Annotated in this window: 28 protein-coding genes; 9 read left to right on the forward strand and 19 right to left on the reverse strand. The window is 70.9% G+C overall.

Features of this window, described 5'->3' with window-relative positions; translation table 11 throughout:
• Nucleotides 1–25: 25 nt before the first annotated feature.
• The 10 genes from K7W41_RS05690 to K7W41_RS05735 all read right to left on the reverse strand — a co-directional run bounded on the left by K7W41_RS05690 (nt 26) and on the right by K7W41_RS05735 (nt 8,761).
• Nucleotides 26–520, reverse strand: a complete 495-nt coding sequence (locus K7W41_RS05690) for a GNAT family N-acetyltransferase (RefSeq protein WP_224605574.1) — start codon at nt 518–520, stop codon at nt 26–28.
• A gap of 4 nt (nt 521–524) precedes the next feature.
• On the reverse strand, nt 525–1,103 hold the full coding sequence (locus K7W41_RS05695) for a Rieske (2Fe-2S) protein (protein ID WP_224605576.1): 579 nt from the start codon (nt 1,101–1,103) through the stop codon (nt 525–527).
• Complete coding sequence (locus tag K7W41_RS05700) at nt 1,100–2,143, reverse strand: c-type cytochrome (protein WP_224605579.1); 1,044 nt, start codon at nt 2,141–2,143, stop codon at nt 1,100–1,102. The genes K7W41_RS05695 and K7W41_RS05700 overlap by 4 nt, the downstream gene beginning before the upstream one ends.
• Nucleotides 2,140–2,610, reverse strand: coding sequence for a cytochrome c-type biogenesis protein (locus tag K7W41_RS05705; protein ID WP_224605582.1), 471 nt, complete (start codon nt 2,608–2,610; stop codon nt 2,140–2,142). The genes K7W41_RS05700 and K7W41_RS05705 overlap by 4 nt, the downstream gene beginning before the upstream one ends.
• Complete coding sequence (locus K7W41_RS05710; RefSeq protein WP_224605585.1) at nt 2,607–3,176, reverse strand: TlpA family protein disulfide reductase; 570 nt, start codon at nt 3,174–3,176, stop codon at nt 2,607–2,609. The genes K7W41_RS05705 and K7W41_RS05710 overlap by 4 nt, the downstream gene beginning before the upstream one ends.
• A gap of 8 nt (nt 3,177–3,184) precedes the next feature.
• Nucleotides 3,185–5,158, reverse strand: coding sequence for a heme lyase CcmF/NrfE family subunit (locus K7W41_RS05715; protein WP_224605587.1), 1,974 nt, complete (start codon nt 5,156–5,158; stop codon nt 3,185–3,187).
• Nucleotides 5,159–5,183: 25 nt separating this feature from the next.
• Nucleotides 5,184–5,645, reverse strand: a complete 462-nt coding sequence (gene ccmE / locus K7W41_RS05720; protein ID WP_224605589.1) for a cytochrome c maturation protein CcmE — start codon at nt 5,643–5,645, stop codon at nt 5,184–5,186.
• Nucleotides 5,642–5,773, reverse strand: a complete 132-nt coding sequence (ccmD, locus tag K7W41_RS05725; protein WP_224605592.1) for a heme exporter protein CcmD — start codon at nt 5,771–5,773, stop codon at nt 5,642–5,644. Before ccmD ends, ccmE begins: the two co-directional genes overlap by 4 nt.
• Entirely contained in the window at nt 5,766–6,479 is a 714-nt protein-coding gene (gene ccsA, locus K7W41_RS05730; protein WP_224605594.1) for a cytochrome c biogenesis protein CcsA, read from the reverse strand. The genes ccmD and ccsA overlap by 8 nt, the downstream gene beginning before the upstream one ends.
• 467 nt (nt 6,480–6,946) lie before the next feature.
• Nucleotides 6,947–8,761 carry a S8 family serine peptidase gene (locus K7W41_RS05735; RefSeq protein WP_224605595.1) on the reverse strand — a complete coding sequence of 605 codons (1,815 nt, stop codon included), beginning with the start codon at nt 8,759–8,761 and terminating at the stop codon, nt 6,947–6,949.
• 317 nt (nt 8,762–9,078) lie between these two features.
• Between K7W41_RS05735 and K7W41_RS05740 the strand changes: the two genes are divergently transcribed.
• Both K7W41_RS05740 and K7W41_RS05745 read left to right on the forward strand, forming a co-directional pair.
• Complete coding sequence (locus K7W41_RS05740; protein WP_224605597.1) at nt 9,079–11,526, forward strand: tetratricopeptide repeat protein; 2,448 nt, start codon at nt 9,079–9,081, stop codon at nt 11,524–11,526.
• Nucleotides 11,527–11,559: 33 nt separating this feature from the next.
• The gene (locus K7W41_RS05745; RefSeq protein WP_224605599.1) at nt 11,560–12,054 is read left to right on the forward strand and encodes a hypothetical protein; all 495 of its coding nucleotides are present in this window, start codon (nt 11,560–11,562) and stop codon (nt 12,052–12,054) included.
• Nucleotides 12,055–12,057: 3 nt separating this feature from the next.
• On the opposite strand, the gene K7W41_RS05750 is transcribed toward K7W41_RS05745, so the two are convergent.
• The 8 genes from K7W41_RS05750 to rpmE form a co-directional block, all read right to left on the reverse strand.
• Nucleotides 12,058–12,768, reverse strand: coding sequence for a heme exporter protein CcmB (locus K7W41_RS05750; RefSeq protein ID WP_224606196.1), 711 nt, complete (start codon nt 12,766–12,768; stop codon nt 12,058–12,060).
• Nucleotides 12,769–12,791: 23 nt separating this feature from the next.
• The gene (locus K7W41_RS05755) at nt 12,792–13,451 is read right to left on the reverse strand and encodes an ABC transporter ATP-binding protein (protein WP_224605601.1); all 660 of its coding nucleotides are present in this window, start codon (nt 13,449–13,451) and stop codon (nt 12,792–12,794) included.
• Nucleotides 13,436–14,110, reverse strand: coding sequence for a cytochrome c biogenesis CcdA family protein (locus K7W41_RS05760; protein WP_224605604.1), 675 nt, complete (start codon nt 14,108–14,110; stop codon nt 13,436–13,438). The genes K7W41_RS05755 and K7W41_RS05760 overlap by 16 nt, the downstream gene beginning before the upstream one ends.
• Before the next feature lie 90 nt (nt 14,111–14,200).
• Nucleotides 14,201–14,584, reverse strand: coding sequence for a penicillin-binding protein (locus K7W41_RS05765; RefSeq protein WP_224605607.1), 384 nt, complete (start codon nt 14,582–14,584; stop codon nt 14,201–14,203).
• 221 nt (nt 14,585–14,805) lie between these two features.
• Nucleotides 14,806–17,166: a transglycosylase domain-containing protein gene (locus K7W41_RS05770; protein WP_224605610.1), complete on the reverse strand. Its 2,361-nt coding sequence runs from the start codon at nt 17,164–17,166 to the stop codon at nt 14,806–14,808.
• Between the two features lie 25 nt (nt 17,167–17,191).
• A complete protein-coding gene (locus K7W41_RS05775) occupies nt 17,192–17,578 on the reverse strand; it encodes a response regulator (protein ID WP_224605613.1) in 387 nt (128 codons plus the stop codon).
• Nucleotides 17,579–17,734: 156 nt separating this feature from the next.
• Nucleotides 17,735–18,349, reverse strand: a complete 615-nt coding sequence (locus K7W41_RS05780; protein WP_224605616.1) for a thymidine kinase — start codon at nt 18,347–18,349, stop codon at nt 17,735–17,737.
• 187 nt (nt 18,350–18,536) lie between these two features.
• A complete protein-coding gene (gene rpmE, locus K7W41_RS05785; RefSeq protein WP_107138623.1) occupies nt 18,537–18,755 on the reverse strand; it encodes a 50S ribosomal protein L31 in 219 nt (72 codons plus the stop codon).
• A 192-nt stretch (nt 18,756–18,947) separates the two neighbouring features.
• Here rpmE and K7W41_RS05790 point away from each other — a divergent pair, with 192 nt between their 5' ends.
• The 6 genes from K7W41_RS05790 to K7W41_RS05815 all read left to right on the forward strand — a co-directional run bounded on the left by K7W41_RS05790 (nt 18,948) and on the right by K7W41_RS05815 (nt 24,823).
• Complete coding sequence (locus K7W41_RS05790; RefSeq protein ID WP_380053498.1) at nt 18,948–19,904, forward strand: iron-siderophore ABC transporter substrate-binding protein; 957 nt, start codon at nt 18,948–18,950, stop codon at nt 19,902–19,904.
• Between the two features lie 7 nt (nt 19,905–19,911).
• Entirely contained in the window at nt 19,912–20,841 is a 930-nt protein-coding gene (locus K7W41_RS05795) for a sucrase ferredoxin (RefSeq protein ID WP_224605621.1), read from the forward strand.
• Nucleotides 20,835–21,854: a FecCD family ABC transporter permease gene (locus K7W41_RS05800; RefSeq protein WP_396115166.1), complete on the forward strand. Its 1,020-nt coding sequence runs from the start codon at nt 20,835–20,837 to the stop codon at nt 21,852–21,854. Before K7W41_RS05795 ends, K7W41_RS05800 begins: the two co-directional genes overlap by 7 nt.
• 66 nt (nt 21,855–21,920) lie before the next feature.
• On the forward strand, nt 21,921–22,847 hold the full coding sequence (locus tag K7W41_RS05805) for an ABC transporter substrate-binding protein (RefSeq protein ID WP_224605624.1): 927 nt from the start codon (nt 21,921–21,923) through the stop codon (nt 22,845–22,847).
• Between the two features lie 2 nt (nt 22,848–22,849).
• Nucleotides 22,850–23,872 (forward strand): FecCD family ABC transporter permease, encoded by a 1,023-nt coding sequence (locus K7W41_RS05810; RefSeq protein WP_224606200.1) that lies wholly within the window; start codon nt 22,850–22,852, stop codon nt 23,870–23,872.
• Between the two features lie 159 nt (nt 23,873–24,031).
• Entirely contained in the window at nt 24,032–24,823 is a 792-nt protein-coding gene (locus tag K7W41_RS05815; RefSeq protein ID WP_224605627.1) for an ABC transporter ATP-binding protein, read from the forward strand.
• Between the two features lie 47 nt (nt 24,824–24,870).
• Here K7W41_RS05815 and K7W41_RS05820 read toward each other — a convergent pair whose 3' ends face one another.
• Entirely contained in the window at nt 24,871–25,884 is a 1,014-nt protein-coding gene (locus K7W41_RS05820) for an ADP-ribosylglycohydrolase family protein (protein ID WP_224605630.1), read from the reverse strand.
• A 343-nt stretch (nt 25,885–26,227) separates the two neighbouring features.
• Here K7W41_RS05820 and K7W41_RS05825 point away from each other — a divergent pair, with 343 nt between their 5' ends.
• A complete protein-coding gene (locus tag K7W41_RS05825; protein ID WP_224605633.1) occupies nt 26,228–26,749 on the forward strand; it encodes a DUF4388 domain-containing protein in 522 nt (173 codons plus the stop codon).
• Nucleotides 26,750–26,771 lie beyond the last annotated feature (22 nt).

Here is a 26,771-nt window from a genome sequence, read left to right on the forward strand (position 1 = left end):
TTGTCGGGGAACCTCTCCCTGCCCTTTACGCTCCCGCGCCCGTAGGCTGCCGGAACAGCACCACCCGGAAGCCGAACACCTCGCGCTCGCCGCAGGGCACGAAACCGGCGCGTTCGTACAGCGCGCGCAGGGCCGGGCGATTCGCGGCAGTGTCCAGTTTCAGCCAGGGGCGCCCGGCCGCCTGGGTGCGGGCCCGCGCGTCGGCCAGCAGAAGGGTGCTCAGGCCACTGCCCTGGGCGGCCGGATGCACGGCCAGTTTGTGCAGGTACAGGGCCTCGCCGGGGGGGTCGTCCGGCCAGAAGGGGGGATCGCGGTCCAGCAGGCAGTAGGTGCCCACCGCCTGCCCGGCGCGCCACGCCACCTGCCAGCCCCCAGCGGGGTAATGGCGCGCCAGGCGCTCTGGGGTCAGGCTCGCCAGGGGCCACAGGGCCTGCCCCTGGGCCTCCAGCTGCGCGGCGCTGGCCTGCAGCACGCCCGCTGCGGCCTGCAGGTCGCCTGTGGTGTAGGTCAGTGGGGGCATGGCTTCAGCCTCCCAGTGCCGGGGCCGGTTCAATACCCGTGGCCCACACCGTGGCCTGCGCGCCTGTTCCGCGCACGTCCAGGCGCACCCGGGGCAAGGGGCCGTTGGCCTTGCCGAACACGGCCTTGCCAGCGTCCAGCGCCGAGAACACGCTGTAGTGGCAGCGGCAGCCCAGGTGCGGCTGACCGTCGGGCGGGCGGTAATTGAAGGCAAAGGCCAGCACCTCCGGGTCGCGCACCAGATTCACCGCGCAGCCCAGGTGGGTGCAGACTCGGGAAAAGGCCGCCAGATGCACGTCCTCCACACTCAGGCCGCCAGCCACCGGGCGCGGCACGCGCAGCAGCGTGCAGGGCCGCCCGGCGTAGGTGAACAGGTGCTCGGCCCACGGCGTCTTCAGGGCCGAGAGGGGCGCCACCTGTTGCGCGGGCCCTGGCTCAAAGGCGGGGGGGCCTGCCTCGTTCTTGCCGCGCAGCACGCGCGTGGCATAAAAGCCCATGTAGCCAAAGGCCCCGGCGGTGCCTGCCACGGGCAGCACCCACCAGCGTTCCAGCACCGCCCGGCGGGTCAGGCGCCGGGCTTTCATGGCTGCCAGCTTTCCAGCAGGTTCAGCAGGGCTTCCAGCTCGGCCCCCCGCAGCTTGGGGAAGCCCGGCATGGCGCCCTTGCCCTGCAGGGTGATCTGCCGCAGGGCGTCTCTGCTCAGCACCGATTCGCGCAGGCTGGGGCCCACGCCGCCGCCGCCGCTGGGCCCGTGGCAGGAGGCGCAGTTGGCCGCGTACACGCGCAGGCCCGGATCGGTTTCGTTCTGGCGGGCGCGGATGGCGGTGATCAGTTCGTCGGCGTCGCGGCCCTGGGGGTCCAGGGTGCGGTAGCGTTCCAGCGCGCGCAGGGCGTCTTCGTCTTGCCCAAAGCGGGCCAGCGCAAAGCCCAGCAGCAGCTGGGATTCAGGCTCCTGGGGGGCCAGTTGCGCGGCGGTGCGGATCAGCAGCGCGGCCTGGGTGGCGTCCTGCGCGCTGGGCGCCTGCCCGCCCCGCTCGCCACGGGTGAGCAGCAGAATACCCAGGCGGCGCAGGGCTTCGGGCTGGCGCGGATTGAGTTTCAGGGCGTTGCCGTAGGCGCTTACCGCCTCGTCGTAGCGCCCGGAATCAAAGGCGGCCTTGCCCCAGGCCAGATAATCGGCGTTCTGGCGGGTGCGCTCGGCACGGGCTTTCAGGGCTGGCAGCGCCAGCGTGGCCTGCACGTTCTGGGCCTCGGCAGGGTTCAGGGCCGCCAGCTGCCAGCGCGGAATGAAGGTCAGGGCGCCGGCCCCCACCGCCAGCGTGGCCACGGCCAGCAGGCCCAGCGCCAGGGGCCGCACCCGGCGGCCGGAACGGGGGGCCGGGGGCAGGGCGTCCAGCGCGCGCAGGGTCAGGGCCGCGCGCCGCTCCAGGCCGGGGCGCGCGGCTTCATCGCTCAGGGTGTGCAGCTGGGCATACAGCTGCTCGCGCTGGGCCTCCAGCCGGGCGCGTTCGGGGGCGTCGGGGTCTTCGGGGGCGGCGGCCCGCAGCGGCTCTGTCACCAGCCACAGGCAGGCCAGCAGCACCAGCGCCAGCACGCCCAGACTCAGCAGGGCCCCTGCGCTCATGGGCGCTCCTGGGCGCGGGTGTCGCGCTGGACCTGCGCGAGGTAGGGATCAAAGGCCGTTTCGGGCTCGGGGCCCGCTTTGGCGGCCGTGGCGCGGCCCCGGCGCAGCAGGCGCCAGAGCACGCCCGCCCCAGCCGCCAGGGCCAGCAGTGGCGTGCCCCACAGCAGGAGGTTGCGCCCGGTCTTGGGGGGGTCCAGCAGTACAAAGTTGCCGTAGCGCTGCGAGAAATACACGTAAATGTCCCCGTCGGTGCGCCCGGCCGCGACCTGCTCGCGCACCGACTCGCGCATCTTGACGCTGATGTCCGAGCGCGAATCGGCAATGGACTCGCCGGTGTCGCACAGCGGGCAGCGCAGGTTTTTCTGGATGGCCACGGCGCGCGCTTCCTGCGAGGGGGTCAGCGCCGGGGCGGCCAGCGCGCCGCCCAGCAGACCCAGGCTCAGCAGCAGGGGAAGGGCCGCCCTCACAGGCCCGGCACCCCAATGGCCTTCAGGCCCGCGTTCAGCTTCTCGTGGGTCAGGCCGCCCCGGTCCATGTGGCGCACCACGCCCCCAGCGTCCACAAACACGGTCTCGGGAATGCCAGAGACGCCGTAGTTCACGCCCGTGTCCAGCCCCGGGTCTTTCAGGTTGGGGTAGGCCAGGGCGTACTCGCGGATAAAGTCGCGGGCGTTTTTCTCGCTGGTCTCGTTGAACAGAATGCCGATCACCGCGAGGCCCTCGCCGCTGCCCTGCCGCTCGCTGAGTTCGCGCAGCAGCGGCGCCTCGGCGCGGCAGGGCCCGCACCACGAGGCCCAGAAGTTCAGGACCACCGGGCGCCCCTTGAGGCTCTCCAGGCTGACCGGCACGCCGTCCAGGCTCTGCAGGGTAAAGGCGGGGGCCGGCTTGCCCACCAGAGGGCCACCGGTCTGGTTGTTGCTCGCTGGAATGCGCAGCGCAGCAGCCAAGATGGCTACCAAAACAAAGGCAATGACGGGCGGCAGCAGGCGGCGCCACAGGGGCGCGGGCGTGGGGGCAGGGGCGGGTTCGGTCATGGGGTCCTCTAATCGGTGGCGGGGGCCAGGCGGGGCGCGGCGGCGCGGCGCACCTGCACGGGGTTCACCAGGGTCAGGCTGGCGCCCAGGCAGATCAGCAGGGTGCCCCACCACAGCCACGACACCAGCGGGCTTTCAATCAGGCGCACGCTGGCCCACTGGCCCTTGGGGTCGGCGCCGGTCATCACGAGGTAGGTGTCGCCGGTCAGGCGGTAGCGCACCGCCGGTGACGGAAACGGGGTGTCGCCGCCCTGCAGGTAGGTGTTCATGCGCGCGCGGAAAGGTTCGCCGTCAATGCGCACCTGCGCCACGGTGGAGGTGCCGTCTGAGCGCGTCACCTTGTTCAGACCGGTCAGCTCCAGCTGCTCGGCCAGCAGCTGCACGGGGCGGTTGAGGTTGAGGGTCACTTGGGCGTCGCGGCGGTAGGTCCCGCTGCCCGCCAGCCCCAGCGCCACCACCACCAGCCCCACGTGCGCCAGATACGCGCCGTAGCGCCGGGGCTGGGCGCGCAGGGTGGCCCCCAGGCCGCCCGCCTGCTGGGCCGCGCGCACGGTCAGCAGGCCCAGGCCCAGCAGGTTGTAGGCGCTGAGGCCCACGGTCGCCAGCACCCCGGGGTGGCGAATGCCCAGCAGGGCCGTGACAGCGGCAGCGCCCAAACCAGCGGCCAGCAGCGGCCACAGCGCCCGCCACAGGCCCTGCCCCTCGGCGCGGCGCCAGGGCAGCAGCGGCCCCACGCCCATCAGCAGCAGCAGGCCCAGGCCCAGCGGTATGGCAAAGGCGTTGTAAAAGGCCGGGCCCACACTGGCGTCGCGCCGGCCCTGGGCGGCCTCCACGAAGGTGGGAAACAGCGTGCCCACCAGCACCATCACCGCAAAGACCAGAAACAGCCAGTTGCCCGCCAGGAACGCCCCTTCCCGGCTCAGGGCGGCGGGGGGTTCGGCGTCGTCGCGCAGGTGCGGCGCGCGCCACGCGGCCAGCAGGGTGCCCAGCACCAGCAGCAGGGCCAGAAAGCCCAGAAACACGGGCCCCACCGGCCCGCCGGCAAAAGCGTGCACGCTCTGCACAATGCCTGAACGGTTCAGGAAGGTGCCCAGCACGGTGCTGGCGTAGGCCAGCACGATCAGCCAGACGTTCCACGAGCGCATCAGGCCGCGGCGCTCCTGAATCTGAATGGAATGAAGGAAGGCGGTGGTCAGCAGCCAGGGAATAAAGGACGCATTCTCGACCGGGTCCCAGGCCCAGTAGCCGCCCCAGCCCAGCGTTTCGTAGCTCCACCAGCCGCCCGCCACAATCGCGGCCGTCAGGAAGGTCCAGGCCACCAGCGTCCAGCGACGGGTGACCACCACCCAGTGGTCCGAGAGGCGGCCTGTCACCAGCGCCGCCACCGCGTAGGCAAACGGCACCGACAGCCCCACAAAGCCCAGATACAGCAGCACCGGGTGCACGGCCATCATCCAGTGATTTTGCAGGGCGGGGTTGGGCCCGCGGCCATCGGCAGGAATGCTGGCCAGCGGCGTGAACGGTGAGGCCACCGTGGCGCACACGCCCACGAAGAACAGCAGGCTCACGAACATGGCGCCCAGGGCCCAGGGCCGCAGGGCGTCGCGGCGCAGGGTCAGGCTGAGAATGAAGGTAAAGCCGGCCAGCAGCCACGCCCACAGCAGAATGCTGCCTTCCAGCGCCCCCCACAGCCCAGTCACCTTCACCCAGGTGGGCGAGGCGCGCATGGAGTGCTCGGCCACGTAGCGCACGGAGAAGTCGTCGCGCAGCAGGGCCGAGAGCAGCACCAGCGTGGCCAGGGACACCAGGGCGAACACCGCCCACGCCGCGCGCCGGGCGGCTTCGGTGGCGCGGACGTCACGGGTCAGGCCGCCCAGAACCGCCAACCCTAGCCCCGCCACGCTGAACAGCAGCGCGCCCAGCAGGCTCAGCTGGCCCAGGGGGGCGGCGGCGCCCCCAGCAAACGAAATCAGGTTCAACACAGCGGCGTCCTTATCGGTGCCGGCCTCACGGCGCGGACTTGAGCATGTCCTTCAGCTCGGCCTGGGTGTTGGGCACGCGGTATTCTTCAGAGTGCTTGACCACCAGGTCCGAGGCGTGGAAGGTGTCCCCCTGAAACTCGCCGCGCACCACGACGCCCTGGTTTTCCTTGAACAGGTCGCTGACCGCGCCGGTGTACTGCACTGGAAAGCTGGCCCCGCCATCCGAGACCACAAAACGCAGTTCCAGCGTCTGGGGATCGTACTTCACCTGCCGCACCAGCCCGCCGATGCGGATGGGGCGGCCCTGCAACTGGGCGCGCTGCTCGTGGTACTCGGTGGGAGTCACGAAATATTCCAGGCTGCGGTTGAGGTTGCCAAACGCAATGGCGCCCACCAGGGCCACCAGAGCCGCGACCCCCAGCGCCACCGGCCAGGGACTGCGGCGGCGCACCCGGGCGCGGGGCAACGGCGAGAGGGGCGCGCTCACCGCGGGGCGTCTCCAGCGTCCTGGGAACCGGTGGCCTTCAGGCGCCGCCAGATCCACAGCAGGTAGCCCGCCAGCACCCCAAAGGACGCGGCGTAGGTCACGATCACGTACCAGGCATATTTATCCACGGACAGCCTCCACCCCTGCGCCCAGGTCACTCATCAGTTCACGTTCCTCGCGCGCTTCTTCACGGGCCGCCAAGATGCCGCGCAGCCGCAGCAGGTACACATACAGCACCGTGAAGGTGAACACCGAAAACAGCAGCGTGGGCAGGTACACCGCTTCGGCCTTCCACTGGATCTTGCCCAGCAGCATCAGGGTCTGGGTCTGGTGCACGCCGCGCCACCACTCCACGGCCATGTAGTTCACCGGCACGTACAGCGTGCCCACAATGCCCACCACGGCCGAAACGCGGGCGCGTTTATCGGGGTCGTCCATCAGGCTGCGGATCAGCAGGTAGCCGCCGTAAACCACAAGGCTCAGGGCCGTGGTGGTCAGGCGGGCGTCCCACACCCAGTAGGTGCCCCAGGTGGGTTTGGCCCACAGCATCCCGCCCACGATGGTGGCCAGGGTAAACAGCACGCCCATCTCGGCGCTGGCCATCGCCAGGCGGTCCCAGTGGCGGCGGCGCTGGATCAGGTACAGCAGGCCAAAGAGCCCGGTGCCGCCGTAGGCGAGGTAACTCAGCCAGGCGGTGGGCACGTGCACAAACATCAGCCGCACCAGCGAGCCCTGATTGGCATCCAGCGGGGCACTCAGGCCCAGGCCCAGCACCGCCAGCACGCAGGTCAGGGTGGCCGCGCCCAGCAGGGTGGTTGTGAGGTCTCGTTTCATATCGCTCCTCTATTGTGCCCCGCCGGACAAAGCATCAACCGTGCGGGCCGCGTCAGTGTGCCCAGAATCGCGCGCTGGGCGCTGAGGGGCAAGTGCGAGTGTCCCCGCTGCGGGGAGGCGCAGAGGCCAGGGTGGGCCCTTGTCCGGCGGCCCGGCCCCCGGCCCCCGAGCGGCAGGTTCTCGCCTGCAAAGCCGCGCAGAGCAGGCGAAGGAGGCGAAGGGTTGAAGCGCAATCTCATACGACTTCCGACAAGCTCCGTCACCCGGTATGGCGTGTTTCCGACCAGAGGGGCTTGCAGAGCGGCGCCGCGGAGAAGGAAAAAGGACGGATGTGCGGGCACTGGGCTGCAACAGCGCCGGAGGCGAGGAGCAGCCAGCTCTGTCCTGGAAATGGAGGGCCGTCCGTACGACTGCCGTGCCACACGGCGAAACGGGAGCCGTGGCCCCCGTTCCGGTGTGCGCGGCGCTTACTGCCGCACGATCTTGTCCACCTCAGCGCTGCCCGTGTAGGTGGTGGGCGCGTTCAGGAACCCCTTGAGCACCACCCGCCACGTGCCCGCCACCGGCTTGGGAATGCTGACCGCTTCGCCCGTGCTGGTGCCCTGGGCGCTGGAGCCCACCAGTTGCCCAGCCGGGTTGTAGACCTCCAGGTCCAGGTCGAAAGCGGGGTTGCCCCATTCGGTGGCCACGCGCAGCACGCTCGCGCCGCTGGGCACATTCAGGGTCTGGGTATGCTCGGCGTTCTGCACGCAGCCGGCGGTCGGGGCACACACGGCCGCCCCCACAGTGCCGGTCCAGCCGGGCAGCGCGGTGGTCTGCACGCTGTAGCGCACAGGGTTCAGGCGCACGGCTTCACGCACGGCGGCGTTGGCGTCCACATACCCGTAGCCCACTTCCCACTCCTCGCGCTGCTTGACCACCACCTGGTTGGGGTCCAGGCCGCTGCCCGTTTGCGCGGCGTAGTACATCTTGCGACTGGTCTTCTTGAAGGTCGCCAGGATGCTGTCCAGGTTCATCTTGGGGTTGGCTTCCAGCATCAGGGCCACCACACCGCTGATGTGCGGGGTCGCCATGCTGGTGCCGCTGATGGTGCTGTAACGGGGGTTGTCCACGTCGGGCACGGTGGTGGCGGCCAGCCCCGTCAGGGCGCGCGCCGCGCTGATGTCCACGCCGGGGGCGGTGACATCCGGGTGCACCAGGGGATCACCCGCGCGGCCACGGCTGGAAAAGTCGCCCAGGTAACCCTGCTTGTCGCCGGCCGCCACGCTCATCACGCAGGGGCTGGCCGAGTAGGGGTTGAGGGTGTTGGCGCCGGGGCCCTCGTTGCCAGCGGCGAACACCACGACCATACCCGCTTCATAGGCGCGCTTGGCCGCGAGGCTGATGGGGTTGTACGGCGCAAATTCGCCGCTGGAGCCCCAGGAGTTGCTGATCACGCGGATGTTGTAGGTTTCGCGGATCTCGGGTTTCATCAGGTAGTCAAAGCCCTGCAGCGCGTACAGGATGCTCAGGCCCTCGCCCGCGCCCACACCCACGATGGTGGCGCCGGGGGCCACGCCGCGCCGCTCGCGTGCGCCGGCCGACGCCGCGCCCGAGCCGCCAATGGTGCTGGCCACGTGCGTGCCGTGCCCGCTGCTGGTGTCGGTGTTGGGCAGGTCCACGTACAGGTAGCCGCCGGCCGGGGTGTCGGTCAGGGGGCCTGCCAGCTTCACGTTCTTGGCCACATGCGTAAGGTCCGGGTGGGTGCCGTCCACGCCCGAGTCAATGATGCCCACGCCCACGCCGCGCCCGGTGACGCCGTAGGTGTTGCGCGCCACATCGGCCCCGATGAACTTGACGCTTTCGGCCAGCTTGTAGCTCAGGGGGGCGTCCTGGTAGATGGACACGAGGCCCGGCAGGTTGGCCTGCAGCTGCGCCACGAGTTCCTGGGTCACCAGCGTCTTCAGGGCGATCATCGGCAGGTTCTCAAAGGCGCCCAGGCCGTTGCCGGGGTCTACCGGCAGCGTGGAGTCCATCCAGGTAATCGCGCGGCCCTTGCTGGTGTCGTCGGCAAAGGCCAGGATCAGGGTGCCCACCTGCCCGTAGCGCATGCTGCTGTCCACCTGCACGCCGCTGGGGCCGCTGGCGTACAGCGCCGAGCAGGCCGAAACGGTGGCTGTAGTGGCCTGGGCCTGCAGGCTGCCGGAACGGGCAGCGGCAGGGCTCTGCCCCTGCGGGGTGCTCTGGCCACAGGCGGAGAGAAGGACAGTCAGACCCAAAACGGTGGTGGACACTTTCTTCATTGCAGGCTCCTTGGGCGGGTGGGGTGCAGCCGGTGAATTTGAGGTGAGGCCATTCCAGCAAGCGGCCCTCAAAAAAAACACAAAATCTCCACAGGCGGTCTGGAAAGCGCCCGAGGCTCAAGGTTCCCTGAAGGCCGCGCCGCCGCCGGGGGGCATAGACCGGGGCTGCAGAGCAGGCCTGCAGCGCCCTGGTGGGCAGATGAGGTTGGTTTGAATGCGGCGGGTGTCCGGGGGCACCCCGCCGCCCGCCTCTGGCCCGGCGCACCCCCGCCCACACGGCCCCAGAACAGCCCCAGGAGGCGCTCTATACTGGGCAGATGTTGCCCCTGCCTGCCCGGCTCCGGGCGCGCCTGCACGCGGCCCCCGGCGGTGTGGTGGCGCCCGCAGATGTGGGCGCGAACCAGCCGGGCCTGGAAGCCTGGGCGCTCTCGGCCGGCCGGGTGGTGCTGCGGCGCCGGCCGCAGGCCGACGACCCGCCCTGGCTGTGGGTGCCCGCGCGGCGCGGCGACTTGGAAGAAGCCGCGCTCCTGTTGCCCGCGCCGCTGCTGCTCAGTGGGCAGGAGCTGCTGCCCACCCCGGACGAGTGGGCCGCCGCGCTGCCCGGGCAGACCCCCGAGCAGGCGGCGGCCAGTTACGCCGCATCTGGCGGCTGGCCCGGCGCCCTGCCGCTGGCCCGCGCCTTTCCCGGCGAGCCGGCCGCGCATACCCACCCCCAGGCCACGGCGCTGCTGGGCCCCCTGTTGCCGCCCCCCGAACTGCGCCCAGCGGCGCGGCAGCTGGCCTGCGCCACCTGGCTGACCCCAGCGGTGGCCGAGGCGCTGGCCGTGCCGCAAGCAGCATGGGCCGCCCTGCTGGACGGCGGCTGGCTGTGGCTGGCCGGTGAGGGGGCCGCGCTGCCCACGACGCTGCGGCGCTTTCTGGCGCCGCTGCCGGCACCCGAAGAGGTGCGCCGCGCGGCCCAGGCCCTGCAGGCCGGGGGCTTTGCGGCGGCCGCGCTGGACACCCTGGCCGCCGGGGGCTGCTGGGCCGACTACCTGGACCTGCTGGCCTGGACCACCCGCAGCGCCCAGGGCGAAGCGGCGCTGCGCGCACGCCTGGGCGCGCTGCCGCCCGTCTGGCGCGAGCAGCCCCCGGCCCTGTATGTGGCGGGCCTGCTGGCCCGCGCCGCGCACGACCTGAGCGGTGCCCACGCGCTGTACACCAGCGCCCTGGCGGGGCTGGCGGCCCCCGCCACGGCGCTGGCCCACAACGCCCGCGGCGTGGTGCGCGCCATGGAAGGGGACGTGGCGGGGGCGCTGGACGACTTTGCCCAGGCCGCCCACTGGCCGGGCCTGACGGCGGGCGAGGCCAACCACAACCGCGCCACCCTGTTGGTGCAGCAGGGCCGCCACGCCGAGGCCGAGCGCAGCCTGAACGCGGCGGTGGCTGCTTTCCGGGCCGCCGCTGACCCCGTGCGCGAAGCCCGCAGCCTGGAAACGCTGGGCACCCTGCAGTTTGGGCGCGGGCTGCTGCGTGAAGCCCTGGGGCCCTACCGCGCCGCCCTGACCCTGCTGCGTGACTCCCACCCCACCGAAACCGCGCTGGCGCTGCTGAATCTGGCCGAATGCCACCTGTTGCTGGGCGAGCTGGCCGAATGCCACGCGCAGCTGCAGGAGGCCAGTGCCCACGCTCACCTGCCCGGGGTGCGCGGCTGGACTGGGCGCCTGCAGGCCCTGGCAGCGCTGCAGGGCGGCGACCCGGCGGGGGCCCTGGAGGTCTTGGCGCGCACCACCACCCAGGACCGCAGCCTGCAGGCTGAAGTGGCGCTGCTCCAGGCCCGGGCGCAGCGGGAGCAGGGCCAGCCTGGGGCCGCCCGCGCCGCGCTGGCCCACGCGCGCCCCCTGGGCCTGCGTGCCGAACTGGAAGCGGCGCTGCTGGGCGAAGCGGCCCTGGACGATGTGATTGAGGCCGCCCGCGCTGAGGAAGCGCGGCTGGAACTGGCCACCGCCCTGCTGGAACGCGGCGCCCCCGACGATCTGCGCGAGGCGCTGGACCTGATCCAGACCCACGGGTACCTGCCGCTGCTGGGCACCCGCGCGGCGGCCCCCCTGGCCGCTCTGGCCCACGATGACGCCACGCGCGCCCTGTTTCCGCTGCATGTGCAGACCCTGGGGCCCCTGCGCCTGACCCACGCCGGGCGGCAGCTGGGGCTGGCGGACTTTCCCACCCGCAAGAGTGCGGCGCTGCTGGTGGCCCTGGCCCTGGCCGAGCATCCGCAGCCGCGCGAGGTGCTGGCCGAACGCTTCTGGCCGGGGGCCAAAAATCCGCTGGCCAGCCTGCAGACCGCCGTGTATCACCTGCGCAGCGTGTTTTCGGTACCGCTGGTGGCCAGCGAGCGCGGGTTGCTGTCGCTGTTGTTTCCGGTGCGCAGCGACCTGCACGAGTTGCGCGGCGCGGTGCAGGCCCGGGACCACCGCCGCCTGACTGACCTGCTGCGCCCGGTCACAGCCCCCCTGAGCGTGCTGGGCGACCTGCCCGCCGAACTGCTTGAAGAGCGCGCCCAGGCCGAGCGGGTGCTGCACGACGCCCTGCGCCTACACGCCGAAGCGCAGCCTGAAGGCGATGTGCGCCGCCGCGACGCCCTGCGCGCCGCCGTGGCTGCCGACCCCTTCGACACCGCCAGCCGTGAAGACCTGATTGCGTGGCATGAGCGCCGGGGCGAAACGGCCCAGGCCGAGCAGGAGCGCGAGGCCCTGCGGGCGGTGCTGGCGGCGCTGGAATCATAGGGGTCGGCGAGGGGTAAACGGCAGACTGAAAGTATGTTGAGTGATATCAGAGATTTTGAAGTCTACGAGCCTGGGTGGTTTCTGAGCATGTCTGGTTCGGGGATGCTGTGGCAGTTGGAAGAACAAGATGGAGATGTCTGCGTAACTCTAACGATTCAGGCTGCGCTGCATCGCCGTCCCGAACTGGCCGGAATGGTGGTTACGCCTGAGGGAGGGTTCCGCTTTGTACAAAGCGCCGCTGACGCCAGGGCCAGTGAACGCTTTGAAAGTCTCGTAGATGCGCGCGCTTTGGTCCTAAAGACAATGCCCACCTTGGTCTGGGACCTGACGGTACGCAAGCGGCCACCAAGACTTGACGATGAATTGTCTGGAGTCGAAGGCGTCTACCGGCGGCACGTGATCGGTGACCAATGGGTATGGCGGTTTATTGGGGACTCGGTGGATGTGACTGTGGTAGCTGATGGGCTCCAGTTCAGGTGTGTGGAGATCCTACGCACCGTAGGTCATCCTCCCTTGGCCGACAGCTAGGCTCTACCCCTCGGCAGCGGCCGGGAAGAGCAGGGTCGCCAGAAGAATGGTGCCCACGTCAAAAGCCGCCAGGAAGGTCAGCCACGTGCCCACCTCCGTGCTCCAGCCACCCGAGAGCAGCAGCGCCGTGGCCTTCACAGTGGCAATTACGGCCGGCACGAGAATGGGAAAGGCCAGCGCAGGCAAGAGGGCTTCACGCGCGCGCAGGTTCACGGTGATGCTGCCGTAAAAGGTGGTGCCAGCCGCGAAGCCCACCACGCCCAGCCCGGTGGTCAGGGCCAGCGCGGCCCAGGGCAGCAGGCCAGTCATGGGGGCCGGGCGGCCAGGGGGGGCGGCGCCTTCCACCGCGCCAAACAGCACCAGCCCGGTGGGCACAGTCAGGGCCGCCACCAGCAGCAGCGGCGGCAGCACGCCCAGCAGCTTGCCCAGGTACAGCGCCCCATGGGGCCCGGGGTAGGCCAGCAGCTGCTCCAGCGCGCCGGCCTCCTGCTCCTGGGCAAAGGCCCGCTGCGCGCCCACGGCGGCCGCCAGGGCCAGCGCGGTCCAGATGGCCCCAGCCGCCAGCGCCGCGCGCTGCCCCGGGGCCTGGCCACTGCCGCTGAGGGCCAGGCCCAGCACCAGCAGCACCAGTCCAGCGAAAAAAGCGGTGGCCAGCAGGGTGTCGCGGGTGCGGCCCGCCACCCGCAGGTCCTTGGCCGCCACCACCGCCGCCATCCGCAGCGCGCCGCGCAGGGAAGTCACAGCGGGCGGTCCTCATGCAGGGCGCCCTGCACCAGCCGCAGGGCGCGGGGCGCCACCGCGCGTGCCAGGGCCGGTTCATGGGCGGCAATCACCAGGGTGACCCCCTGGGCGCCCAGCTCACCCAGCAGGGTCTGCACCAGGGCCCGGCCGGCGTCGTCCAGATTGGCAAAGGGTTCGTCCACCAGGGTCAGGGGCCGCGCCAGCAGATGCGCGCGTGCCAGGGCCAGCCGCTTGCGCATCCCGGCCGACAGGAAGCGGGCGCGGCGGGTGGCCGCAGCCTGCAGGCCCACCCGGCGCAGCGCCGCGGCCACGTCGCCGCGCTGGCCGTGCATCCGCAGGGCAAACAGCAGGTTTTCCTGACAGGTCAGGTCGGGGTAGAGGCCGCCGTCCACCGGCATCAGGTGCACGCACTCGCGCACCGCGCGGCTGTCGCGCAGGTCGTAGGCAAACACGCGCCCCTCGCCCCGGGTGGGCCGCAGCCCGGCCGAGAGCAGGCGCAGCAGGGTGGTCTTGCCCGCGCCGTTCTCGCCCAGCAGCGTCACGCCCTGCCCGGCCGGAATGTCCAGGTCAAGCCCCCTCAGGATCACCTCGCGGCCCAGGCGCAGCCACACCCCGCGCAGTTGCAGGGCGGGTGGGGCACCTACAGGGTCAGCCACTTGGGCATCACCTCATAGAAAAAGGTGGCCAGGCGGGTGAACTGCCCGGTCAGCATCAGGAGGCCGGCCACGACCAGCAGGGCCCCGCCCACCTTTTCAAATACCCCAGCGTAGCGGTTCAGGCGCCGCAGGTTCACCCGGTGCCACAGCAGCGCGGCCAGCAGGAAGGGCACGCTCAGGCCCAGGGTGTAGGCGGCCAGCAGGGCCACCCCGCTGCCCAGGCTGGCGGTGCTGGCCGCCAGGCCCAGCACACTGCCCAGGGTGGGCCCCAGGCACGGGCTCCAGCCAAAGGCAAAGGCGGCCCCCAGCGCCACCGGACCGTAGCCCCCAGCGTTGGCCAGCGCGCGGGTGTCGCGCATCAGGATGGGCAGGCGGATCACGCCCAGCATCAGCAACCCAAAAAACACGATCAGCGCCGCCGAGACCTGCCCCAGCAGCGCCTTGTACGGCGCGATGAGGGCCCCCAGGCTGCTGGCGGTGGCCCCCAACGCCATGAACACCAGCCCAAACCCCAGCACAAACCCCAGGGCGCGGCCCCAGGGCGCGCGCTCGCCGCCCAGGACGCCCAGGTAGCTGGGCACCAGCGGCAACACGCAGGGGCTTAAGAACGAAACCAGCCCCGCCAGGAAAGCCACAGCGAATGTGGGGGTCGGCGTCATGGCGGGCAGTGTAGCGGCTTTGGCGCAGGCCGCCTGTCCCGTTCAGGACCTCGCGCCGCGCCGTTGACCTTGGGATCAGCCGCGCGGGACCTAGTTCAGCGTGCCTTTGAAGGTGCCTTCCCAGGCATTCAGAATCCGTCCGTCCTGCACCAGCAGCACCGTGGGGTAGGCACCCACCCGCAGTTTGCGCGCGAAGGCGGTGGCCGCTTCGCCCCGCCAGGGGGCCAGGCCCGCCGGTGCCGGGGAGGGCACGCCCTCGGCATTCACCGCCCGCACCGGCAGCCCGGACGCCAGCACGGCCTGCCACAGGTCACCTAGATCGCCGCAGTCGTGGCTGTAGACCACCACCACCTCGCGCTCGGCCGCCGTCCACGGGTGGGCGGGCAGCGCCTCACCCAGCCGCACCCGGGCCTCGGCGGTGGAGACGCCCAGGGTGAGCAGCAGGGTCAGCAGTGGCGCGCGGCGGGGTCGCATGGCGCCCATGATGCCAGAGGGGCCGGGCGGCGGGGATGACGCGGGGGTGAGAGGAGCCACGAGCCATGAGCCATGAGCTATGGGCCATGAGGCCTCTGGGCCGTGCGGGGCTGGTTGCGCACAGGGCAATAGGGGCCGGCACCCCGAGGTGAGGTGGGGCGCCGGCGGGCAGAGCAGCGGGTGATGGAGGGCGGCAAGCCTCAGGGCTTCTGGCCCGCAGTTCACGGCCCCGGCTGTCCCCCAGACACGGCCTGATTCGCAGGTGTTCGGGTGGCCTTCAGCGCCGCCGGGTCGGGCGTCTCGTCCTTGAGGGGCTGGGGCGCGGGGTCGGGGGCGTAGGCGGGCAGGGCCTCGATTTCCACGCGGCGCTGCACGATGTTCTCGGGCGGCGTGAACTCGGTGGCGAGGCGGTTGGTCACCCGGTCCAGGCTGACCAGCACCGTGTTGGGGTCCTCGGTGGGGGCGTAGCCGGTTTCGCGGTACTGCACGGGGGGCGGGGCGTCCTCCTGCACGTCGGTGTTGGCGGCGCCGCGGAAGCTGGGGTCCAGCACCGCAATTTTCACGTTGGGCAGGAACTGCGGGTCTGGGGCGGGGGCGTACTGGATGCCGGGGGGCTCGCTGAACTGCCGCGTGGCCTGTCCGGCGTGGGCCAGTTCCATCATGCGGCGCCAGATGGGCGCGGCCACATAGCCCGAGTAGTAATAGGTGGGCATGTCGCCGCCCTGCTGGCGCCCCACCCAGGCGGCGCCGGTATACAGCGGCGTGGTGCCCACGAACCAGAAGTCCTTGGGGCCGTTGCTGGTGCCGGTCTTGCCGGCCACCGGCCAGTCGCCGAACTTGGCGCGGGTGGCCAGCCCCCCCTGCGCCTCGGTCATGTCGTTGACCACGCCCCGGATCATGTCCAGGCCCAGCCACGCGATCTGCGGGGTCCAGACGCGCGCTGGGCGTACCGGCTCGCTGCCCGCGTCGTACAGCACCTCGCCCCGGGCGGTGGTCACGCGGGTCAGGTACCGGGGCGCGCGGTAGAGCCCGCCGTTGACAAAGGGGGCGTAAGCTGCCGCCATCTTGACCGGGGTGGTTTCCACCGCGCCCAGCGCGGCGGCCAGACCGGTGCCGTCGTTGGTCTGCAGGCCCAGCTGCCGCAGCTTACCGAAGAAGGTCTGCAGGCCGATGCGGTCGGCGAGGCGCACCGTGACCAGGTTCAGCGAGCGGTCCAGCGCCTCACGGATGGTCATGTCGCGGTAGGTGGTGTTGCCCTCAAAGTTCTGCGGCGCGTACACGCCGTTCTTGCATCCGGTGCAGGGAAAGGAAATGGGCCGGTCTTCCTCGCGGTGGGCCTGGGTCAGTCCTGTGGAGAGCGCCGTGGTGTACAGCAGCGGTTTGATGGTCGAGCCGATCTGGCGCTGGCCCTGCGCCGCGTTGTTCCAGGCGGCGGGGGGCTCACTGCCGCGCAGCTTCTGCCCAATCATGCCCAGCACCTCGCCGGTGTAGGGGTTGATGATGGTGGCGCCCAGGGTGGTCCCGGGCGGCAGGCCAGTGGCCTCGCGGCTGGCGGTTTCCACCGCGTTCTGGATCTTGGGGTCCATCGTGGTGTACACGCGCAGCCCGCCCGAGCCGTACACCTTCTCGCGCCCAAAGCGGCGCACGAGTTCGGTCTCCACCTGCCCCATAAAGTGGGGCGCGCGGGTGCTGGTCACGGCCTTGAGTTCCTTCTGGGTGGGGTCCACGTTGTTGGCGCTCAGCACGTTGCCCTGGGCGTCGTAGGTGATCTTCCAGCCCCTGGGCTCCACCTTCTCGCGCCACGCGGCGTCCATCTGCGCCTGGGTGATCCACCCGTCTTCCACCATGCGCGCCAGCAGGGTTTTCATCAGGGGCCGCACGGCCTTGTAGTTGGGGTAAAAGCGGCCCGGGCTGGGCACCAGCACCGTCAGGTAGGCGCTCTGGCCCAGGGTCAGTTGCTTGGGCGTGGTGCCAAAGTAGGCCTGCGCCGCCGAGTAAATGCCGTACAGCTCCACCGGGCCGCCGTCGCCCCAGTAAATGGCGTTCAGGTAGTTCTGAAGAATCTCTTCCTTGGTAAAGGAGCGCTCCACCTGCACGCTGAGCATCCATTCCTTGAACTTGCGGTCGGGGCTGCGCGCCTGCTGGTATTCCTCCAGCAGCAGGGTGTTCTTGATCAGCTGGTTGGTGAGCGTGCTGCCGCCCTGCACGTTCTCGCCGCGCGCCAGGCGCTGAAACTGCCGCCCAATGCCGTAAGGGTCCAGGCCGTAGTGCTCGAAAAAGCGGCGGTCCTCGTTGGAAATCAGGGCCGCCACCATAAACGGGCTGATCTCGTCGAGGCTGACAATGGTGCGGCTGATCGCCTGATCGCCCACCTTGGGAATCAGGGTGCCCAGCGGCGTGTTATCGCGGGCATACACGCGGGTTTCGGCGCCCAGCGAGCGCGTGAGGTTGTCCAGTTCACGGTAGTCGGGCAGTTCACGGCCCCACTTGACCGCGTAGGTGGTCGCCACGCCCAGGCCCGCCACCAGGGCGGCGAGCAGCAGCGAGATCAGAAACTTAAAAAAGCGCAGGACGTAGATCACGTCCGGCTCCAGGAAAACGCGGGCATCAGCGGCGCCGGGCCTCGATCAGCTGGTTGACCCGGTTGCGCAGGTTCTTGCCGGACAGGGGCTTGTAGACAATGTCGTCGGCGCCCACGAGCTTGGCGTGGTCGCGCGTCTGGTCGTCGTCGAAGCCGGTGAGCAGCAGCACCGGGGTGTCGCGCAGCCGCTTGATGCGTTTGACCCGCGAACAGATTTCAAAGCCGTCCATGTGCGGCATCTTCACGTCCAGCAGCATGGCGTCTGGCGTGTGGTCCCGAAGGTAATCCAGCGCCAGCTTGCCGTCCTGCACCGCCACAATTTCGTGCCCGTCCGCCGACAGAATGACCTCCAGCATGGTCCGGATGGCCGGTTCGTCGTCCGCGACGAGAATGGTATACGCCATGAAGCCCATGATAGTGCAGGCGCCGCCCAGGGGCGGCGGGTTGATGGGTCATGGTTGATGGGTGATGGAAAGGGCGGTGTGGAGCGGAACGCTCTGGTCTTGGGTAGATCAGGGCCAGCCGCAGGCCACCGCTCTCTTTGCCTATCAGCCATCACCCATTCACTATCAACGCCTCAACTCGTGGTGCACCCGGCAGCGGGCCTCGTAGCTTTCCTGGGCGCCCACCAGCAGCACCGGGTCACCCAGGCGGGCGGGCTGGCCGCCAATCAGGCGCTGGGAGCGGGTGGCGGGGGCGCCGCACACCGTGCAGATGGCGGTCAGCTTCTCCACGCTTTCGGCGCGGGCCAGCAGGTCGGGCATGCAGCCAAAGGGCTCGGCGCGGAAATCCAGGTCCAGCCCCGCCAGAATCACCCGCACGCCTGCCGAGGCGAGGTCCAGGGCCAGGGGCACCACGTCCTCACCCAGAAACTGCACCTCGTCAATGCCCACCACATCGGGCAGCGGCGTTTCGCCAGGGTCACTCAGGAGCGCGCCCTCGCCCGCCAGATGCGCGCGGATGTCGGCCGCGCCGCGCACCGCCACCGCCTGCACCTGCCGCCCCGCGTGGCTGGCCACCGCCGAGACGTGGTAGCGGTCATCAATGGCGGGCTTGAACACCTGCACGCTCTGCCGCGCGATCACGGCGCGCGTGACCCGGCGAATCAGCTCCTCGCTTTTGCCACTGAACATGGGCCCGACGATGACTTCCAGGTGACCGCCGTGGTAGGGGGACTTGAGCACGGGGGGGAGTATGGCATGGGGCGGGAAAGGGGTGATGGGTGATGGTGGAGGGGAGATGGGAGAAGGCGGATGGCAGATGGCAGATGGCGCGAGGCAGGTGGCCTGACTGCTTTTGCCCAGAGCCCATGGCCCCACGCAACGAAAACACCCCGCCGGGGGGCGGGGCGCGAAGCGGGGGCCAGGGGCCTTACTTCTTCTTGGTGCGGTAGCTGTCGCCGAAGCGCTTGTTGAACTTGTCCACGCGGCCTTCGGTGTCCACGAAGCGCTCTTCGCCGGTCCAGAAGGGGTGCACGCCGCTCCAGACATCCACATGAATCTCGGGCTTGGTGCTCAGGGTTTCCATCACGACCTGGCCCTGGTAGATGATCTTGCAAGGAACGGTTTTGGGGTGGATGTCTTTCTTCATGGGGTGCCTCCTCCGCCACGTCTGCGCCCTGGGGTGTCACCGGGGCATGTGCGTAGCGGGCAACCCTGACAGTGTACACCATGCCCCCACACCTGCACAGGGGAGGCGGGGGAGAGGGCGCGCGGCCCCCGTCAGAACCCCCCCCACCACCGGGCTGCTTAAACTTGACTAAATCACTCGGTTTAGTTCAGGATGCCGGGCGTGTTGAAGCCGCTGACCACCCTGACCCTGCTGCTGGCCGCCACCGCTGCGGCGCAGGCCCTGACCCTGATCCACGACGACGGCAAGACCACCGTGCCCACCAACCCCCAGCGTGTGGTGGCGCTGGATGAGGAAGCCCTGGGCTGGCTGGCGGCGCTGGGCGTGAGTGACCGGGTGGTGGGCCTGGGCAGCACCTACTTCACGCCCGGGGACCTGAGCGGCGGCAAGATCAAGCCCGAGGTGCTGAAGCAGGGCTTCTACGGGCGCGTGAAGCTGAACAGCCCCGCCTACATCGGCTCGTGGACGGCGCCCAACCTGGAAACCATCACGGCGCTGAAGCCCGACCTGATCGTGCGCCTGACGTGGCAAGGCAACCAGAATTACGAGCAGCTGAGCCGGATTGCCCCCACTGTGGGCTACGCCGAGGCGGGCGCCGGCTTTTGGCAGCGTGGCCTGCGCGATCTGGCCAAGGTGTTCGGTAAGCAGATAGAGGCCGAGCGGGTGATCAAACAGGTGGCCGACACCCACCGCGCCAACGCGCGCAAGCTGCTTGCGGCCGGGGTGTTCCGCAAGTACCCCAAGGTGGTCGTGGTGGCCCCCTTTGCGGGCGGCAGCAACTGGCTGTACACCGATGTTCGCCTGGTGCCGGACCTGCGCGCCCTGGGCTTCAAAGACGGGCTGCGCGGCGCGAAAACCACCCTGGGCGTGGGTTCGGCGGTCAGTGACGAGGCGCTGCTGGGCCTGGACAAACAGACGCTGGTGGTGCTGTTTCCTCCTGGCGGCAAGTACAACGGCGCCGAGGCCTTTCTGAACAGCCCGGTGGGCCAGCGCCTGAAGGCCCAGAGCGTGGTGTATGTCCCCGAGGACTTCAGCCCCTACAGCGGCCCCCTGACCAGCCTGCGCCACAGCGCGGCCCTGACCAAGCTGATTTTGGACAAGGTGAAGTGAGCCGGCCATGACCGCTGCCGCCCGCCTGCCGCTGTGCGCCGATGTGTCGCGCGACCTGAACGAAGACCCGATTGGCACCGCGTCCCACTGGCAGGAGGTGACGGTGCTGGAACTGGACATGCCCCTGTGGGCCCGCGTGCGCGACGTGGCGGGCTGGACCCCCCAGCAGCAAGAGGTCTTTGAGCGCCTGCGCGGCAAGGTGGAGGCCTCGGGGGCGGGGTTTGGCCTGCTGATGAGCGCGCCGCACACGCCAGGGGCGCCGCTTCGGGTGCGCCACTACCGCCTGGGGCCCGGGGGCTACGCCCGGCGCGACTACGCCAGCGACCTGCCCCAGAGCGAGTGGGCCCGGGGCCTGACCGACACGCTGCTGGAGCCCGCCAACCTGCGGGGCTGGCAGGAAGAGGCCGTGCCAGACGGCCCAGATGTTCACGTTTGCACCCACGGCACGGTGGACGCCTCGTGTGGGCGCTACGGGGTGCCGGTGTTTCAGGGCCTGGGCGCGGCGGGGCTGCGCGCGTGGCGCACCGGGCACTTTGGTGGGCACCGCTTTGCCGCGACCGCCGTGGAGTTGCCGTCGGGGCTGATGTGGGCGCACCTGACCCCGGAGCTGGCCGTGCAGGTGGCCCGCCGGGCCGTGGCCCCTGCAGGAGTGGCCCGCCATCTGCGCGGCTTTGCCGGGCTGCCGCCGCTGGCCCAGGTCGTGGACCGCGAACTGTTCGTGCGCCACGGCTGGGCGTGGCTGAGCGCCGAGCGGCAGGCCACGGTGCAGCCGGGGAGCGGGCAGGGCGAGGGCGACGAGGTGACCCTGACCTACACCTGGAGAGGGGAGAGCGGCGCCGTGCGCGCCCGCGTGGCCCACGACCTGCTGCGCGTGCCCGGCTCCAGCCACAAGGCCGAGTGGTCCGAGGTCAAACAGTACCGGGTGACGTGGTGCTGAACCCTGCGGCGGGCCGCGCTGCCCGGCCCCGCCGCGCCCCGCCGCTGTGGCTGGGCCTGGGCGTGCTGGTCCTGGGGCTGGCGGGGCTGGCCTCGCTGGCCTTTGGGGCCAGTGACCTGCGCCCGGGTCAGGTGCTGTCCCTGCTGCTGGCCCCCAACGACTCCACCGAGAGTCTGGTGGTGCAGACCCTGCGCCTGCCGCGCACCGTGGTGGCGGCGCTGGCCGGGGCGGGCCTAGGCGTGTCGGGCCTGATGTTGCAGGCGGTGACCCGCAACCCGCTGGCCGACCCCGGCATTCTGGGCGTGGAGGCTGGCGGCGCCCTAGCGATTCTGGTGATGGTGGTGTTCTTTCCGGCTGCCCCCGCGTGCCTGTTTGTACCGGCCGCCTTTCTGGGCGGCGCTCTGACGGCCAGCGTGGCCTACAGCGTGGCGCGCAGCGTGGGCGTCACGCCGCTGCGGCTGGCGCTGGCGGGGGTGGCGGTGGCCAGTCTGGTGGGGGTGGCCAGCCGCTTTCTTCAGTTGCTGTGGGAGCAGCGGGCGCAGGGCGCGCTGTTCGCCCTGTCCGGTAGCGTGGCGGGCCGCACCTGGGACCACGCCGCCCAGATCGCGCCGTGGGTGGCCCTGGGGCTGGGGCTGAGCCTTCTGCTGAGCCCCAGGCTGAACCTGCTGTCCCTGGGCGACGATGTGGCCCGGGGCCTGGGCGCCCGCCTGGAGCGCGACTCGGCGGTGGTGACGGCGCTGGGCGTGCTGCTGGCCGCCGCGTCGGTGAGCGTGGTGGGCCCGGTGGGCTTCGTGGGGCTGATCGTGCCGCACGCCGCGCGCGCCCTGATGGGCCCCGACCACCGCCTCAGCCTGCCGCTGGCGGCCCTGCTGGGCGCGGCCTTCCTGGTCGCCGCCGACACCGCCGCCCGGCTGGTGGACAAACCCGCCGAAACCCCGGTGGGCCTACTGGTGGCCGCAGCGGGCGCCCCCTTCTTCGTGCTGCTGGCCCGCCGCGTGGGCCGCAAAGCGTAATCGCCCCTTTTTTCCTACTTCCTACACCCCACGTCCCACCCCCCCCTTCCCAAGGAGCCTCTCCACATGAACAAACGCCTGCTGACCCTTTGCACCCTGGCCCTGGCGGCCACCGCCGCCGCTGTAACCGTTCGCCATGAGGGCGGCACCCTCACCCTGGATGCGCCGGCAAAGCGCGTGGTGGCGCTGGAATACTCGTTTCTGGATACCCTGGTGGCCCTGGGCGTGAAGCCGGTGGGCGGCGCGCTGGGCACCCAGGGCGGTGACCGGGGCGCGCCCCCGTACCTGGCCCCGCGTATGGCCGGCATCACGGCCACCGGCAGCCGGGCCCAGCCCAGCCTGGAAACCATGGCCGCCCTGCGCCCCGACCTGATTCTGGCCGACGCCTTTGTGCACAAGGCCACCCTGGCGCCGTTTGGCCGCCTTGCCCCCACCGCCGCCTTTCAGAGCCGCCGGGGCAGCATGGATGACCTGAACGCCCAGACCCTCCTGATTGGGCAGCTGGTGGGCCGGGAAGCGGCGGCGAAGCGCCTGCTGGCCGATCAGGCCAGCCTGATGCAAAAGGCCCGCGCCTTTGCCAAGAAGGGAGCGCCTGCCTTCGTGGCGGCGGTGGCCACGCCGCAGGGCCTGACCGTGCACACCAACCAGAGTTTCGTGGGCAGCTTCCTGGAAGACCTGGGCCGCAAGAACCTGCTGCCGATCAAGGGGGACCAGACCCAGTACGAGCTCTCGCTGGAAGGGCTGGTGGCGCTGCAGCCGCAGACGCTGGTGCTGTTCACCGCCCCCGACGAAACCCCGATCACCGACACCTGGAAGAAAAACCCGCTGTGGCAGAAGCTGCCGGCCGTAGCGCGCGGCCGGGTGTACGTGTTTAACCGCGACAACTGGACGCGCGGCCGGGGCCCGCTGGCCCTGAAACTGATGGTGGCCGAGGCCATTGAAAGCCGCCTGCTGCAAGACGCCGCGCCCGCTGGCCGTTTCCGTTACCCGTGACCCTGCCGCTTGGCCCAGAGCGCCGCTTGGGCGCCGCCCGCGCCCTGTGGCTGGGGGCCGGCCTGCTGGCCCTGACCCTGGCGCTGGCCGTGCTGGCGCTGGGATTGGGTGCGGTGCGTACCCCGGCGGGCGACGTGCTGCGCGTGCTTCTGGGCGGCGGCGACGACCTGACCCGGCAGCTGGTGCTGGACCTGCGCGCCCCGCGCATTGCGGTGGCGCTGCTGGCGGGCGCCATGTTTGCGGCGTCCGGTGCCATGTTGCAGGGCGTGATTCGCAACCCCCTGGCCTCGCCGGACCTGATCGGGGTGGGGGCGGGGGCCGGACTGGCGGCCACGGTGTTTTTGCTGGCGTGGCCCGGTGCCCCGGCGGGCGGGCTGCCCTGGGCGGCGCTGGCGGGCGCCTGGGGCGGCTTTGCGCTGGTGCTGGCGCTGGCCCGCGACTGGGCTGGGGCGCCGCCCAGCAGCCTGCATCCGGTGCGGCTGGCGCTGGTGGGGGTGGCGGTGGCCGCCGCCCTGGGCGCGGCGCAACAACTGGTGCTGGTGCGCGCCCCGGACGGTCTGGGCTCGGCCCTGAGTTTCCTGACCGGGACGGTCTACGGCGCCGACACCCTGCGCGCCGCCCGCCTGCTGCCCTGGGCGCTGGCGCTGCTGCCCGCCGCGCTGCTGCTGGCCCGGCCCCTGGACCTGCTGAACCTGGGCGAGGACCTCGCCACCTCGCTGGGCACGCGCGTGAACGCCGCGCGGCTGCTGTGCTTAAGCGTGGCGGTGGCCCTGGCCGGCGCGGCCGTGACCGGCGCGGGCATCCTGGGCTTCGTGGGCCTGCTGGCCCCCCACCTTGCCCGCCTACTGGTGGGCGCGCGCCACGCCCGCCTGCTGCCAGTGTCGATGCTGCTCGGCGCGGCCCTGGTCCTGGCCGCCGACACCCTGGGCCGCGCCCTGCTGCCCCCCATCGAGGTGCCCGCCGGTATTTTCACCACCCTGGTGGGCGCGCCGTATTTTCTGTATCTGCTGCGAAAGGCGGGGTAAGTGGGGCGTGGAAAGTGGTGAGTGGAAAACTGCTCCGCCCCGAGTCTCCTTCTTCTCCGCTTGAACGGCATTCCCACCCTGCTTTTCCCGCCGCCTGCCTCCCGCACCCCGCCCCCCTTCTGTTCCCACTTCCCACTTCCCACTGACCACCCACCCCCTATGACCCACCCCCCCCTCTCCACCACCAACCTGCGCCTGGGCTACGGCCAGTCCGTCATCGTGCCGGACCTAAACCTGCACCTGGCGGGCGGCCAGGTCACGTCTATCATTGGGCCCAACGGCTGCGGCAAAAGCACGCTGCTGCGCGCGCTGGCGCGGCTGCTGCCTGCTGGGGGCGGCCACATTGAGCTGTACGGGCAGGCGCTGCACGCCCTGCCCAGCCGCGAGGTCGCGCGGCGGCTGGCCATCCTGCCCCAGGGGCCCAGCGCCCCCGAAGGCCTCAGCGTGGAAGAACTCGTGTGGTTTGGCCGCCACCCGCACCAGGGCCGCTTTCCGGTGCGCCGCCCCGAAGACCGCGAGGCCGTGGCCTGGGCCCTGGACCAGACCGGCATGCGCATCTTCGCGGGCCGCCCCCTGGAAGCCCTGAGCGGCGGGCAGCGCCAGCGCGCCTGGATCGCCATGAGCCTCGCGCAGCAGACCGACATCCTGCTGCTGGACGAACCCACCACCTATCTGGACCCCTCGCACCAGCTGGAGGTGCTGCACCTCGCGCAGCGCCTGAACGCCGAGCAGGGCAAGACGGTGGTGATGGTGCTGCACGACCTGAATCAGGCGGCGCGCTACAGCCACGAACTCATCGCCATGAAGGGCGGCGAGGTCTACGCCCAGGGCCCGGCCGAAGCCGTGCTGACCCACGACCTGCTGCGCGACGTATTTGGGCTTCGCGGCCACCTCATCCCGGACCCGGATACGGGGAAGCCGCATGTGATTCCGTACGCGCTGACGAGGTAAGAGGCTATGAGCTATGGGCCATGAGCCATGAGGTTTTTCCTCAGAGCTCATGGCTCCTGGCCCAGCGCCCTTCTGGCCGCTGCGAGGACGGCGGGCAACTGCTCTGTACACCGCCACGCCCGGTCCCAGCCCGGCCAGCTGTGGCCCAGGCGCAGGGGGGGCAGCAGGTCGGCGGGGACGGGCAGGCCCCGGGCGCCGGCAATGGCGCCAGTCACGCAGGCCACGGTGTCGCTGTCGTCGCCCAGGCGCGCGGCGGGTTCAATGCACGCCAGCCAGTCGCCCCGCCGTCCGTGGGCCAGGGCGGCTTCCAGGGTGTCGAGCACATAGCCACTTTGCGAGGTGAAGGTGCCTTCTGCCCCCGAGCGCACGCGGGCGCGCACCGCCGCGCGGGCCTCACGGTCCCGCTCGCGCAGGGCCCGCCACGCTGCCTGGGTGTCCACGCCCAGCAGGCCAGCGTCCACCAGCGCCGCGTGGGCGTCAAAGCGGTCCATCACCGCCAGCGCCGCGCGGGCGGCTTCGGCGTAGGCTTCGCCGCTCTCCAGGGCCGCCAGAAACGCCGTGAAAAACACCGAGGCGTGAACGCAGCGCGGGTCGGCGTGCGTGAGGGCTGTAAGCACCGCCGCCTCGTGGGCCAGGGCCTCGCCCCGGACGCCCGCCAGCCAAGGCGCGGCGATGCGCATCAGGCCGCCGTTGCCTGCCGCATCAAAGCCGCTCTCGGCCCAGGCGCGCACCCCGCCGTCCAGGCGGCCCAGGGCCAGCGCGCGCCGGGTCAGGCCGCCCACATCCGGCGGCGCGGTGCCCAGCCAGTCGCGCAGCGCCGCCAGCACGCCCGCCGGCCCCTGCCCCCTCGCAAAGCCCAGCAGGGTGGCGACCACCATCTGGCTGTCATCCGTGGCCTCGCCGGGCGCAAAGCCAAACACGCTGCCCGGCTGGTACTGGCGCAGCGTGGGGCCGTAATGCGCGGCAATGCTTTCCGGCGTCTTGAACTCGGTGGCCGCGCCCAGCGCGTCGGCGGCGCACAGGGACAGCAGGGCACGCAGGGGCAGGGCGGGGTCCGTCACGGGGCCGATCTTCGCACAGCAGTGGGCCGTTTCATGGAGAACCTGCCGTTTGGCCCCTCAAGGTCAGCCGCCCCGCTGTTTCCGTCCGCCTTTCATTGCGTTCGCCCCAGTGCCAGTCTGGTCCTCCCCCTGCTCTGGCGCTGGGAGCAGCAGTCCCTCGATGTCGTGGGCGGCGCTGTTTTGTGCAGGGCCCCACGTTGTTTGCCCCAGCATCGCACCCGGTTGCCTCCTGAGCGGCCCTGGGCTCCGCTCTGGGCCCCACTTCCCCCACAGGGGGCGTGCACGGGCCCCCCGCTGTGCGGACTGGTGTACCCCCGGACGGGGGCACTACACTGAGGGGCATATGGTGCGAGGCGACCTGGCGGTCTTTCCCTTTCTGTCCGTGATGCAGATGTTCCTGACCAGCGGGCGGGCCGGGCGGCTCATCGTGGAGCACATTCGCGGCGGCCAGCTGTGGCTGGAGCGCGGCGAGATCGTGCACGCCGAGGCCGGGCGGCTGCGCGGCGAGCACGCCCTGCAGTGCATGGCCAGCCTGGACGCGGGCATCTTTACCTTCGAGGTGGGCCAGGAGCCCCCCAACCGCACCCTGGCCCTGCGCCGCGACATGGCCCTGCGCCGCCTGCTGGACGACTCTGAAGGCTGGGCCGCGCTGTCGCGCACCTTCCCCGACTGGAACCAGCGCCTGCGCTTCAGTGCCAAGTGGAACGACGCCCAGCCGGTCACCCGCACCCAGTTCCGGGTGCTGAACCTGGTGGGCGACAGCCAGAACATCCGCATGTTGCTGGAACGCTCGCCCGAGGCCCCGCGCGCCACCCTGGAAACCCTGCGCCCCTTCCTGCTGGCGGGCCTGATCGAACTGGGCTGAGCCTCTGGGCCGCGCCTCTGGC

The organism is Deinococcus multiflagellatus (assembly GCF_020166415.1).
Classification (GTDB): domain Bacteria; phylum Deinococcota; class Deinococci; order Deinococcales; family Deinococcaceae; genus Deinococcus; species Deinococcus multiflagellatus.